General features: G+C 37.2%; 18 protein-coding genes and 1 other annotated feature. All 18 genes read right to left on the bottom strand.

Features of this window, described 5'->3' with window-relative positions:
• Positions 1-24: 24 nt before the first annotated feature.
• The 18 genes from pheA to MKY02_RS05640 all read right to left on the bottom strand — a co-directional run bounded on the left by pheA (position 25) and on the right by MKY02_RS05640 (position 13,041).
• A complete protein-coding gene (gene pheA / locus MKY02_RS05725) occupies positions 25-900 on the bottom strand; it encodes a prephenate dehydratase (RefSeq protein WP_038187381.1) in 876 nt (291 codons plus the stop codon).
• Between the two features lie 15 nt (positions 901-915).
• On the bottom strand, positions 916-1,371 hold the full coding sequence (locus MKY02_RS05720) for an ACT domain-containing protein (protein WP_038187384.1): 456 nt from the start codon (positions 1,369-1,371) through the stop codon (positions 916-918).
• Between the two features lie 19 nt (positions 1,372-1,390).
• Entirely contained in the window at positions 1,391-2,680 is a 1,290-nt protein-coding gene (gene obgE, locus MKY02_RS05715) for a GTPase ObgE (protein ID WP_038187386.1), read from the bottom strand.
• The gene (locus tag MKY02_RS05710) at positions 2,681-3,217 is read right to left on the bottom strand and encodes a Spo0B domain-containing protein (RefSeq protein WP_038187388.1); all 537 of its coding nucleotides are present in this window, start codon (positions 3,215-3,217) and stop codon (positions 2,681-2,683) included.
• 349 nt (positions 3,218-3,566) lie between these two features.
• Positions 3,567-3,860, bottom strand: a complete 294-nt coding sequence (rpmA, locus tag MKY02_RS05705) for a 50S ribosomal protein L27 (RefSeq protein ID WP_038188306.1) — start codon at positions 3,858-3,860, stop codon at positions 3,567-3,569.
• Between the two features lie 15 nt (positions 3,861-3,875).
• The gene (locus MKY02_RS05700) at positions 3,876-4,214 is read right to left on the bottom strand and encodes a ribosomal-processing cysteine protease Prp (RefSeq protein ID WP_038187401.1); all 339 of its coding nucleotides are present in this window, start codon (positions 4,212-4,214) and stop codon (positions 3,876-3,878) included.
• A gap of 15 nt (positions 4,215-4,229) precedes the next feature.
• Entirely contained in the window at positions 4,230-4,538 is a 309-nt protein-coding gene (gene rplU, locus MKY02_RS05695; RefSeq protein ID WP_038187403.1) for a 50S ribosomal protein L21, read from the bottom strand.
• 13 nt (positions 4,539-4,551) lie between these two features.
• Positions 4,552-4,628 (bottom strand) — a sequence feature (ribosomal protein L21 leader region).
• Between the two features lie 45 nt (positions 4,629-4,673).
• Positions 4,674-5,306 carry a site-2 protease family protein gene (locus MKY02_RS05690; RefSeq protein ID WP_051448773.1) on the bottom strand — a complete coding sequence of 211 codons (633 nt, stop codon included), beginning with the start codon at positions 5,304-5,306 and terminating at the stop codon, positions 4,674-4,676.
• Complete coding sequence (locus tag MKY02_RS05685; protein ID WP_038187405.1) at positions 5,303-5,845, bottom strand: peptidoglycan DD-metalloendopeptidase family protein; 543 nt, start codon at positions 5,843-5,845, stop codon at positions 5,303-5,305. Before MKY02_RS05685 ends, MKY02_RS05690 begins: the two co-directional genes overlap by 4 nt.
• Before the next feature lie 281 nt (positions 5,846-6,126).
• Positions 6,127-6,924 carry a septum site-determining protein MinD gene (minD, locus tag MKY02_RS05680; RefSeq protein ID WP_038187406.1) on the bottom strand — a complete coding sequence of 266 codons (798 nt, stop codon included), beginning with the start codon at positions 6,922-6,924 and terminating at the stop codon, positions 6,127-6,129.
• A gap of 1 nt (position 6,925) precedes the next feature.
• Positions 6,926-7,597: a septum site-determining protein MinC gene (gene minC, locus MKY02_RS05675; RefSeq protein ID WP_038187409.1), complete on the bottom strand. Its 672-nt coding sequence runs from the start codon at positions 7,595-7,597 to the stop codon at positions 6,926-6,928.
• Between the two features lie 20 nt (positions 7,598-7,617).
• A complete protein-coding gene (gene mreD / locus MKY02_RS05670) occupies positions 7,618-8,145 on the bottom strand; it encodes a rod shape-determining protein MreD (RefSeq protein ID WP_038188313.1) in 528 nt (175 codons plus the stop codon).
• Positions 8,145-9,062, bottom strand: a complete 918-nt coding sequence (mreC, locus tag MKY02_RS05665) for a rod shape-determining protein MreC (RefSeq protein WP_038187412.1) — start codon at positions 9,060-9,062, stop codon at positions 8,145-8,147. The genes mreD and mreC overlap by 1 nt, the downstream gene beginning before the upstream one ends.
• Positions 9,063-9,075: 13 nt before the next feature.
• Complete coding sequence (locus MKY02_RS05660) at positions 9,076-10,095, bottom strand: rod shape-determining protein (RefSeq protein ID WP_038187415.1); 1,020 nt, start codon at positions 10,093-10,095, stop codon at positions 9,076-9,078.
• Between the two features lie 94 nt (positions 10,096-10,189).
• Positions 10,190-10,888, bottom strand: coding sequence for a RadC family protein (gene radC, locus MKY02_RS05655; protein ID WP_076034349.1), 699 nt, complete (start codon positions 10,886-10,888; stop codon positions 10,190-10,192).
• Entirely contained in the window at positions 10,878-11,489 is a 612-nt protein-coding gene (locus MKY02_RS05650) for a Maf family protein (protein ID WP_051448774.1), read from the bottom strand. Before MKY02_RS05650 ends, radC begins: the two co-directional genes overlap by 11 nt.
• An 86-nt stretch (positions 11,490-11,575) precedes the next feature.
• Positions 11,576-12,202 (bottom strand): hypothetical protein, encoded by a 627-nt coding sequence (locus MKY02_RS05645; protein WP_051448775.1) that lies wholly within the window; start codon positions 12,200-12,202, stop codon positions 11,576-11,578.
• Between the two features lie 83 nt (positions 12,203-12,285).
• Complete coding sequence (locus MKY02_RS05640) at positions 12,286-13,041, bottom strand: prepilin peptidase (RefSeq protein WP_340710788.1); 756 nt, start codon at positions 13,039-13,041, stop codon at positions 12,286-12,288.
• Positions 13,042-13,044: the final 3 nt, after the last annotated feature.

Raw genomic sequence — 13,044 nt, 5'->3', positions numbered from 1 at the left:
ATGCTAAGAGTTTTTTCTCGTATATCAGTCATGGCTATTTTGGTATGTATAATAAGTGCCGAGTGATTTCACTGAGCATCCTAATGCAGATAGCTCATCCATCGCACCTCTCATCATTGGTGCATTTTCATCTTCTAACACGTCAACGATAAAGAAATAGTCACCCAGTCCTGTTTTTAACGGCCTTGACTCGATTTTACTTAAGTTGATTTGACGCCATGCAAATACGGATAGTACTTGATGTAATGCTCCTGAACGGTCATTAGGTAATGTAATCATTACCGTTGTTTTTATCTGTTCATCACGATGATCTCTTTCAATCCGTTGATTGGTTCTAGATAAAACAAAAAAGCGTGTATGATTAAAATGGAAATCATGAATATTATCTTGAACAATTTTTAAGCCATAAGTTTCTGCTGCCGAACTGTTACCAATTGCAGCAATACATTGATCGGGGTTTTCAGCTATATACTGTGCTGCCGCTGCCGTCGATGTCGTTGGATTTAACTGAATTCCTCTAAATCTGTAGTACAAATATTTATGACATTGAGCAAGTGCATGAGGGTGTGAATATATACCCTCAATACCTTCCCAATGATCAGCAAATTTTGGATTTACCATTAAATGTTGTGCAATTGGAGATAAAACTTCTCCAACTACATATAAATCCGCTTCATGATATAAATAGTCAATCGTTAACGGTACAGATCCCTCAAGCGCATTTTCTACAGGTACTACTGCTAAATCCACTTGATTGGATGCGACCGCTTCAATGCACTCTGGAATTGTTTTGTAAGGAATAAGCCATTCGTTTGGAAATAACTCTTGCGTAGCTAAATACGTAAACGTGCCTGTTGGGCCTAAATAAGCCACTCTATTTTCCCACTCTTTTGATGTCAATTCAAAAAAGCCCCCTTATAATGCTCCTGAACTAATTACCTCTGCTGACTCTACAAAATCTAATTTTTTTAGTTGCTGTATTAAATCATCTAACTCTATATCCATCGCTGTCACATCTAACGATAATGTCACGTTCGCTCTTCCTTGAATCGGAATCGTTTGGTGAATAGTTAAGATATTACAATGTGTTTCTGTAACAGTCGATAATAGACGTGCTAATGTCCCTTTACGGTCTTCTAGCTGTAAAAAAACAGTTAAAATACGTTCTTGAACGATAGAGTGGAAGGGGAAAACAGCATCTCGATATTTATAAAATGCACTACGAGATAAATCTACTTGCTTAACAGCATCCCATATTGATGAAACGGCACCTGTCTGTAATAAATACTTTGCATCAAGTGTCTTTTGCATGGCATCTGTCAGAACATCTTCGCGTACTAAATAATAGCGTTGATCTGCTACATTTTTCATCTCTTTTCCCCCTAAATTCTTACTCTATAAATTCAAATTCGAATTCAAGTAATCGAACAATATCGCCATTTTCAGCGCCACGTTCTCTTAATGCTTCGTCAACGCCCATTCCGCGTAATTGACGAGCAAAGCGTCGAATTGAATCTTCACGACTAAAGTCAGTCATTTTGAATAATCTTTCGATAGAAGAGCCGCTTAATACGTAAGAACCATCATCATCACGTGAAACTTCGAAGTCCGGACCTTGTGATTCATGTTTGTATAAAACAGTCGCATCCGTTTCTTCTTCTTCCACATCGTTCAATGCAAATTCAGGTGTTACTTCTAATAAGTCTGCTACAGCGAATAGTAATTCTTTCAATCCTTTACGTGAAACAGCAGAAATCGCGAAAATTCTCGCATCTTCTCCAACTTTTTCACGGAAAGCTTGTAAGTTTTCTTCCGCATCAGGCATGTCCATTTTATTGGCAACAATAATTTGTGGACGCTCTGTTAAACGTAGATTATATTGTTCTAATTCTTTGTTAATCGTTAAGTAGTCGTCGTAAGGATCGCGACCTTCCATACCAGACATATCAATCACATGCACGATTACGCGCGTACGTTCAATATGACGTAGGAATTGATGTCCTAATCCTACACCTTGATGAGCTCCTTCGATTAATCCTGGTAAATCTGCCATAGCGAAACTACGGCCGTCCTCTGTTTCAACCATACCTAAGTTCGGCACAATTGTTGTGAAATGATATGCACCAATTTTCGGTTTTGCTGCAGTAACAACTGACAGTAATGTTGATTTACCTACACTTGGGAAACCGACTAAACCTACATCTGCTAATACCTTTAACTCTAATATAACATTAAGTTCTTGTCCTGGCTCGCCTTTTTCAGAAAGTTCTGGCGCTGGATTTGAAGGTGTAGCAAAACGAGAGTTTCCTCGTCCTCCACGTCCACCACGAGCAATAACTGCCGTTTGACCATGCTCTACTAAATCAGCAATTACTCTACCATCTTCTTCAGAAGTTACGATTGTACCAGGTGGCACTTTTACATAATAATCTTCCGCATTTTTACCGTGTTGGTTTTTACTCATACCATGATTACCGCGTTCTGCTTTAAAATGACGTTTATAGCGGAAATCCATTAATGTACGTAGTCCTTCTTCAACGATAAAGATTAAGTCTCCACCGTTACCACCATCGCCACCTGCTGGGCCACCATTTGGTATAAATTTTTCGCGACGGAAAGCCACCATACCATCTCCGCCGTCTCCACCTTTAACAAACACTTTAACGTGATCTACAAACATTTAAATACCCTCCTTGCTTGCTTCTATGCAATAACACCAATCTTCATTTGTATAATGATTATTTTTAATCATTATGGATTGATGATCTAATTTTTCTTTGAATGGCTCCATATCCCATAAGCCTTTTAAATGAAATGAAATTTCTAATTGTTCTTGCGTTGAGTTGATATGAAGTGATAGATTTTGCTCTATATATGGGTTTAATGAAGAGTATACATAGGAGACAGTCCGCTCTAAATGTTCTTTGATCGGTCCATCTAATGCTATATCCACCTCAGAATCAACGTTACTTTGAATAGTTACTTGATAGGACGGATAACGCCATTTCAATGTGTGTAACCATTCAATCGTTTTTGGTAATCCTAATTGATTAATATTGAAAAAGATACGACATTGTTCGGCCACTCCAGAAATTACTTCCTTCGAATCCTCTACACGACCCATATCCAAATTAATCTTTATTAGTTGAAGCTGATTTAAAAAATCATGGTGTGCAAAGCGTAGCACTTCATTTACGGTGAGAGGCTTTTCAGTCATTGTACACACTCCTCCAATAAGATGTTCAGTCTTCAGTATACCAATTTTTCATCGGTTTTTCTCGCATTAGAAAAACAAGGCTTCCGCTAACTTGAGCGAAAGCCGATTTAGAACAGGAACTGGTTACTAAAAACATACTTTTTACCAGTGAATAATAAAAGCGCAATCGTGCCCGTTCACCTCCGAGAAGCGTTGGAACGCCCGAAAACGAAATTGTCTTTCCTACTTTCATTAGAGGAATTGAAACGACCTCGAGGGTGGCGCGAATGCCTGGACATGATTAAAAGATATATACTTGCTTATTCATTTAAAAAAGGACTGCAATAAATGCAGTCCTTAGCTTTTGAAATTAAGCTTCTTGAGCGACAGGGTATACACTTACTTTTTTCTTGTCGCGACCGTAGCGTTCAAATTTAACTACGCCGTCAACTTTTGCGAAAAGTGTATCGTCTCCACCGCGGCCAACGTTTTCACCTGGATAAATTTTAGTACCGCGTTGACGGTAAAGAATTGATCCACCAGAAACGAATTGACCATCGGCACGTTTAGCTCCAAGGCGTTTTGACTCAGAGTCACGACCGTTCTTAGTAGAACCTACCCCTTTTTTCGAAGCGAAAAACTGAAGATCTAAAGTTAATAACATCATCTGTTCCACCTCCTACATTTGGGAATATGATATCTGAATATATTGTCCGTAACTTTGCACAATTGTATACAACTGTGCAACCATTGTTTGAACAACTAATTGTAAGCGACTGTCTAATTCTTCATCTAGATTGGCTGGCAATGTGACGTGGAGATATCCACCTTCACCCTCTTGCTGAATTGTAGGTTCCACATTTAATAGTTGGTACATGGCATTAACAGTGCCGAAAGCAATTGCTGATGCGCCTGCACACACTAAATCTTTCCCTGATTCATCAAAATCTGCGTGACCTTTCATTTCAAATGAAGATACATGTCTTTTTTCATCGTGATTAATTGTTACTTGGATCATTTAATCACCTCACTATTAAGCGTTGATAGCTTCAACTACTAATTTAGTATAAGGTTGACGGTGACCTTGTTTACGACGGTAGTTTTTCTTAGCTTTAAGTTTGAAAACAACGATTTTCTTTTGACGACCGTGTTTTTCAACTTTAGCTGTTACAGTAGCGCCTTCCACGAATGGAGCACCAACTTTAACTGCTTCGCCACCTACGAATAAAACTTTGTCAAAAGTAACCACTTCACCATCTTCTGCGTTTAATTTCTCAACGTAGATTTCTTGGCCAGCTTCAACTTTGATTTGTTTACCACCAGTTTCGATAATTGCGTACATATCTGCACCTCCTCTTATAACTCAGACTCGCCCTCAATCAGGTGATCCCGAAAGATACTTAAAACCTTTTCAGCGCGGTTGTAGTAGCACGGGTGCTACAAACAATAACATTAAAATACTACCACATAGAAACTATTACGTCAATATATTCAACGCATACTTTTCAAATGCTTTAGTATATTTCCGATATCGCCATTCTTTTATATTTTGAAATAAAATAAAAAGAAATAAAAAGAGCAAAAATACCGATTTTGGTAATAATAATATACAGCACAGTAAAACCGCTAAACACGTAATAATCGAATACTTTAAAAAAAACTCATGTATTTCATATAGAGGTCGTTTTCCACTTAATAAGATTTCGATTATACGACCACCATCCAACGGCCAAATAGGCAATAGATTAATAAATAAAATAAAGAACTGTATGTATACCAGCGGTTCTTGAATCGCCCCTGGCATGAACAGAGCTAAAATCAAGAGAAAAGAAGTAGCTATCGGCCCTGCAGCCGCAACAACCAACCTATACTTTTTACGAATCAGCTGTGTTTTTGCAAGTCTAATTTCCCCTCCATAAGGCATGATCGTGCAGCCTTCAATTTTAAGCTTATATTTGTTAGCTGCTATTAAATGTCCGCATTCATGCCAAAGCAATGAACCGAGAATCATGGCATAATGTGCTACATTGCCTGATAACAATAATATAATGATTATCGGTATCATTGTAGGATGTATCCGAAATTTCAATACGCTTAATTTCTCTCTCACTTCAACCACTCTTTTATCGCGGTTGAATCAAGCATAGTTCCTTTTTTCTCAACTTGTAAATAAAGACGCCCTGATGTTAAATTCGAAATTGTTTCTCCCTCCTTAACTGAGGTATACGGTAATATTGTCAATTCGTCTAAAAAGCCATACGTAACATTTTCTCCATTCTCATAAATAACTGTCATCGTTTTCCCAAGTGATTGCGTATGGCCAGTGAAAATGACAAGTCCATCTTGTTTGGCACGTATACTTATATTCTCTTTATAAGACAGTAAAGTACCGTTCGAGAACGGCTGTAAAGTGGAAAATGTAGCGAGCTCTCCCTCATATAAAGGAGCTGTAACAGTTATTGAATCAACTTCTTTAGCATCTGGATTAAGCAAACCCTTTGTCCAATTTCGTAGCACTACAAAATCTTCACCAGTACTTGTAATTTGCTTAATATTCGTCTGCATCGTGCCGTTTTTTTCAAGTGTTGAAATCATGACAACACAAAGTGTAATGAGGAATGCCAAAATCCACTTCAATTTATTCTTCAAACTCTTCACCTCATAGTATTCTTTATTGCAATATATGAGTAGAGAAGGTACTTCATTCATTTACATGTAATATATTAACTTTAATTAGAGAGAGAAATAAATTAAATTAATAGTACTTTTTTGTACTATCTCTGAAATTCAAGTTCTATTTCCACCTTACATATTCCCTACCAAACAAAAAGACTACTCATCACATTTTATGTGTTGAGTAGTCTAACTAATCGAGAACATTATTTACCAGGCTTCAAGGCTTGTCTATTATGGACGAGCATCTTCAGAACTTACTTAGAAAATAGTGATTTGAGTTTAGCGAAAACGCCTTTACTCTCACCTTCTAAAGTCATAAGTGGAACTGATTCACCTAGGATTCTTCGCACGATATTGCGATATGCTAAAGCCGCTTGCGTAGTTGGCTCCATCACAATCGGCTCACCTTTATTAGATGAGCTAATCACATTTTCATCATCCGGGATAATTCCTACCAAATCAATTGATAAGTGTGTAGTAATCTCGTTCACATCTAATGTATCGCCTCGATTCATTAAATGTGGACGAATCCGATTAATAATTAATTTAGGCGGTTCTATTTCTTCTTGTTCTAACAGACCAATAATGCGATCTGCATCACGTACCGCTGAAATCTCAGGTGTTGTTACAACTATTGCTTTGTCTGCACCCGCAACAGCGTTTTTATAACCTTGTTCAATTCCAGCTGGACAGTCAATTAACACAAAATCATAATCTCTTTTTAATTCACCAATTAACTGCTTCATTTGTTGTGGTGTTACTGCTGTCTTGTCTGTCGTTTGAGCAGCTGGTAATAAAAACAATAATTCATCAAAGCGTTTATCTTTAACAAGCGCTTGGTGAATTTTACATCGTCCTTCAATAGCATCTACTAAATCATAAATAATGCGGTTTTCTAATCCAAGGATAACATCAAGGTTGCGTAAACCGATGTCTGTATCAACTAAGCATACTTTTTTTCCTTGAAGGGCCAATGCAGTTCCTAGATTTGCAGTAGTCGTTGTTTTACCAACGCCTCCCTTACCAGAAGTTATTACAATTGCTTCTCCCACATTAGCTTCCTCCTTTAAACGTTGACAGATTTGGTCTAAATAAACGCAAATCTTGCAAGCGGTCAATCGTAATATGACCATTTGAATGTATGTACGCACATTCCATTTCAGGTGTTTCGGACAAAACGGCTAATTCATTTGTCATAAGTTCCATCAAGTCAGCAATCAGTAGATGGGTTGCTTCAAGCCAAGACGCTGCTATAACTGCTTCGCGGTTGCCTTTTGAACCAGCATGAGCAATTCCTTTCAAACGCCCTAAGACGAAAATACTACCGCCTGCTTCAACTCTAGCGTTAGGATTAACATCTCCAACAACTACTAAGTCACCTTCTGCACGAATCGTTTGTCCCGATCGTACGATACCAACATAAGTAGCTGATCTGCTTTCTACCACTCTACGATTACTTTCCTCTACAGAAATTACATCGCTCTTAATCTTTGAAACTTTTAAATGCTCGGATTTCTGAACAATATGCAATATTTCTTTTAATTGTTCTTCATCACAATAACGATTTCCTAATTGAATCTGTACTTCAGCTTGACCTTCCATACCTTCTTCGGACACCTTACGCTTAAGTTCATCGATTAACTCTGAGTAAGCGCATTGATCGTCTAGTCGAAGCACAAGTCCATCCTTCGTACCTTTAATATAGACTAGCTGCTTTGTCGACAAATGCGTCACCTCACGATTTTTTATAAAATGGATTGATTTGCTTTTTGCAATACGCGCGCTTGTATTAAATATCTAAACGTCCAACCAAGCATAATTAGGAAAATCGAGTTCGCTATCATTGTTGGTATTAAACGCTGATTTAAAAATTCTGAAAATGGAATAGTCGTAAATGAAATTAATAAGAAAAATTGATGTAAGATAATCTCTAATAACGCGACTAATAGTAGCGATAATGTTGTTGTTACAAACAAATGCTGATGGATATATTTTACTGTAGAACCTGCTATAAAACAAATAAATGGGTACAAAAATGAATATAATCCAATAATATCAATGTAGAAGATATCATACAAGAGGCCAAAAATTAATCCATATAGCATAGCTCGTTTTCGATTGTAGTATATCGAAAGAAATATCAAATATAATATCAAAAATCTTGGTACTAAATAAGCTAATTCACCATTCCATTTAATCGGTGAGAATAGGGCGAATTCAGTTTCCAAAAAGAACAAAACAACAGCGACTAGAGGAATTAGAAAACGTACCATCATTCTCCATCCCCAGTCGTGTTAGTAGTAGTTTTATTTGTTTCGTCATTGTTTGTACTATTACCATCAGAACCATCAATATTAATAGAATCTCTTTTCGCAATAATGACATGATCAAGCATAGAAAAGTTAGCAGCTGGTTTCACATAAGCAAGTTTTGTTAAACCATAATCATCTGTAGTAACTTTTGTTACTTCCCCAATTAAAATACCTTTCGGGAAAATACCACCTAAACCAGATGTCATAACTTTATCGCCCTTTTTCACTTTCAAACTAGAGTCAATACGTTTTAGTATTAATTCGTTACGTTTCTCATCAAAACCTTCTATTAGACCAAATACTTGTTTTTTATTTGCAACAACCGCTGATACACGATAGTTCGGATTATTGGTAGTCAATAACTCTACTTCTGATGTATACGGTGTCGTTTGCACGATTTTACCAATTAAGCCTTCAGATGTTCTAACTGCCATGTTGACTTTAATCCCATCCATCGTACCTTGGTCCAAAATTAACTTTTCTTCCCATTGATCTGGATTTCGTGCAATAACAGTTGCTTGAATCGGATTAAATTTCTTTAAATCCTCTTTTTTGTCAATTATAGCTCTTAGCTTGTCGTTTTCAATCTTCAAATCATTGACTTCGCCCTGCAGTACTGCAAATTCTTCCAAACGCGATTTTAATCTTTTATTTTCATCATACGTGTTTAATAATGCATCGACATTATTAAAGATTCCTGTTATGTAGTGAGCCGGTTTGGTCACTAGAGATTGTCCAAAACCGACTGTATCTTTAATAATTTGTTCAGGAAGCGAGGCGTTTTGACGATCGCGTAAGGAGAAGCTAATCAATGCCACTAGGAAAATTACGCCGACAAGCAGCAAAATTAATCGCTTATTCGAGAAAAACTGTGGCATTGCCTAAACCTCCTTAACCTTTCGTTTGTTGACGACGTACTAAATCAATATGATCTAACGCCATACCAGTACCAATCGCAACACAATCTAGCGGGTTTTCAGCAATAAATACCGGCATATTTGTTTCGCTACTGATAACTTTATCTAAGCTTTTCAGTAGAGCTCCACCACCAGTTAATACAATACCGCGTTCCATAACATCAGCAGAAAGCTCTGGAGGAGTTTGCTCTAATGTTTTCTTCACGCCGTCGATAATAGCAGAGATAGATTCACGTAATGCTTCAGCAATTTCGATAGAAGAAATTTCAATTGTTTTTGGTAAACCAGTTACTAAATCACGACCACGAATTTCCATGCGCTCTTCTGGACCTTCAGTGCTTGCAGAACCAATTTCCATTTTAATAGATTCAGAAGTACGTTCACCAATTGTTAAATTATATGATTTACGAATATAAGCTGTAATGGCTTGATCCATTGCGTCACCCGCAACACGTACAGATTCACTTGTCACAATACCACCTAATGAGATAACAGCAACCTCAGTAGTACCACCACCGATATCAACAACCATACTACCTGTTGGTTCCCATACTGGTAAGTTAGCACCAATCGCCGCTGCAAATGGTTCTTCAATTGTGAAAGCATCTTTCGCGCCTGCTTGACGAGATGCATCTATAACAGCACGTTGTTCAACAGATGTAATACCATAAGGTACACAAATCATCACATTCGGCTTTTTCCAGTTACCACCAGAAGATTTCATAGCCTCACGTAAATAATATTGAATCATAGTAGTAGTAATATCAAAATCAGCAATTACGCCATCTTTCATTGGGCGGATTGCTACGATTGAACCTGGAGTACGTCCGATCATATTTTTTGCATCGTTACCTACTGCTACGATTTCACCTGTTTTTGTATTTTTCGCAACTACAGAAGGCTCTCTGAGTACGATTCCTTTTCCTTTAATAAATACCAATGTATTTGCTGTGCCGAGGTCAATCCCGACATCTTTCCCACCTAATCCAAACACTATTATGTTCTTCCTTTCTCTATAGCCATAACTTTCTTAGCTGTCATAAAATCATAAGTTTTATTATAACGGAAAGGAATGAAAAATTACAGTGTTACATGTACCCTTTCTCCTTTAAACTTATAAATTGGTGGTCCCCAATTATGACATGGTCTAAAAGCTCTATACCTATTATATAGCCGGCTTCCTGGATTCGTTTTGTAACTTCAATATCTTCTGGTGAAGGAGCGGGGTTGCCTGAGGGATGATTATGCGCACAAACAAGCGAAGCAGCAGAGCGTTTAACAGCTTCACGAAAAATTTCACGTGGGTGAACGATACTAGCATTTAAACTACCAATGAAGATCGTTTGCTTATGAATAATTTGATTTTTAACATTCAAAAACAACACTACGAAATGCTCTTGTAGTAAAGCAGTCATATCAGCCATTAAGTATGTAGCTGCATCTTGAGGAGATCGAATAGTATAGCGATCTTCTATTCGCTGTTGCGAAATTCTTCTGCCGAGCTCAATGGCAGCTAGCAGTTGAATCGCTTTTGCCTCCCCGATTCCTTTTACAGTCATGATTTCCTCAATGGCTGCATGCTTTAATTCGTGAAGCTGTTCGAAAGAAGTTAAAACTCGATTTGCAATATGTAAAACAGATTCTTCCTTCGTTCCTGTCCGTAATAATATTGCGATAAGCTCCTGGTTCGATAAACTCTCTGCTCCTTGTCGCTTTAATCGTTCCCTTGGGCGGTCATCTTGGTGCACATCACGGATCATCATTGGTTTAATAGTGTCAGTAGACATCGACTATCTCCCCTTCCTTTACATCGAGAATCTTTTTGTTAATTAGATGCTCTTGCAAAGAGTCAATTGGTAATCCCGCGACATTATCAAAATCACCCTCGATAGATTCCGATAAATTTGCCCCTAATCCTTGTATATTATAACCAATATCATGTTCAAAAGGTTCCCCTGTTTCAACATAATGTTCAATTATTTTTTGAGATAATTTTTTCATCGTTACTTTGGACTCAACTACAACCATTGTTAGCTGTCCAAGATATCTAACTGCGATCGCAGTCGTTACAATATGTTGACGATTTGATAGTTTAGCTAAATAACGATATGCAGCTTGTCTAGTTGTAGGGGGGCTCATAATTTCACCATTGATGCTAACGGTTCTTTTCGTAGAAATATATGCCTTATTATGCTCTACCATAAATTGACGCCACAAAGTCACAAAAGAACAGTACACAGTAAAATCCAAAGGTGATGTAGTTGAAGGATAATCAATGGCTACATGATGATACTCAACCTCATAAGGTATTTTAATGCGAGCAAAAATATCCTCAGCATTGCCTTTCGGGCTCACTAAAACAATAGTCGTTACTGGATTTAAAGTCATTTCAATTCCCTCCTTTTTTGACATCATAATTGAAATGACATTTTTTTCAAAAGTGTTAAAATCGAGATTTGATGGGTTTTAACACCTTAAAATCCAATTTTGAGACATTTGTTTTGAGCTGTATAATGGCTAATTAGCTGCAATCTGATTACTAGAATATCGTCCGAAACCTTTGACACTGCTTCAATGTTAGAAGCCCATTTAGAAGGTGGATCAATCTTTTTCTTACCGCCTTCAAAAGTAAACTTTGACACTTTTGATGCACTCAGTACTTTGGGCATTTCGACAAGTGCCGGACTTTCACATTTAGCACCGCTAAAGCTAATCTTTTTTACGAAAGAATCTTTATCTACTCTTTCTTTAATTTCTTTTTCCTTCGTTCCAACTGCAGACCATACAAAATATTGACCGCCAAATGAAACGATCGCACTAGTATATAGTTTCGGATTAGTACCTAAAAATTCTGTCGCGGATTGCTCACTTGAAAAAACACCATACTGTTGTGCATAAAAGGTATATGCTTTGTCATCAGCCTTAGCAGTTGTTGTCGTTTTAGATGCAGTTTTCTTATCATTAGTAACTTGCTTTTCTGCCTGTCCATCAAAAAAATGCAATGCAATGAAAAATAGAAATACTCCTGCCACACCAATAATCACACCATGCACCATAGACAAGAGCAGCATTTTTTTATTATTTCTAGATTCAAATTTCATGTCATCACCCCTCTATTAACCGTAGCATGATGACCATAAAAAAAGACAAGACTCTTGTCGTCTTGTCCATAAAATTTATCTTGTTAAAATAACAAATTCATATACCATTCGAGAATTTGTTCGCCATAAAAATAAGTAATGATACTTGCCAATGCAATCGATGGACCAAAAGGAATCGGAGTTTTACGCCCTTGCTTTCGGTAGTTTAATAGTACAACGCCTACTATTAAACCAATAACCGACGCCAAAAATAACGCAAGTAATGTCGAATAAATACCAAGTACTAGTCCAATGATGAAGAATAATTTAATATCCCCGCCCCCTATCCCACCTTTCGACAGGATCGCAACGAGTAATAATATTAAAAATCCACCAAATGCTCCAACAATACTGTCCCACCATGGGTTCGACTGGATGAAAAAACGTCCAACCACTAAGAGCACTCCAAAAACCAATAAAATCTTATTAGGAATCAACATATACGCAATATCTGAAACTGTAATAATGATTAATAAGGAAATAAATAATAGTGCAATAATCAATTCAGGATTTAATCCCAATTCCAAATACGCCAATGTAAAAAGAAAAGCTGTCACAAATTCCGTTAACGGATATACCCAATGAATTTTCGTTTCACAGTTTCTACATTTACCCTTCAAAAACAAAAAAGATAACACAGGTACTAAGTCCCTAGTTGTTAACCGCCTTTGACAATTTGTACAATGTGAAGGCGGGCTAACAATAGACTCTCCCTTAGGTACTCTTAACCCAACTACATTAAAAAACGAACCAAAAACTAGACCAAATATAAAAAAGAATAGTGCATAAACAATTATCATTTA

This window comes from Viridibacillus sp. FSL R5-0888 (genome assembly GCF_038009105.1).
GTDB classification, from domain to species: Bacteria; Bacillota; Bacilli; order Bacillales_A; family Planococcaceae; genus Viridibacillus; species Viridibacillus arenosi.
The sequence above is the reverse complement of the archived record's forward strand: the minus strand, read 5'-3'. Positions and strand labels throughout refer to the sequence as shown.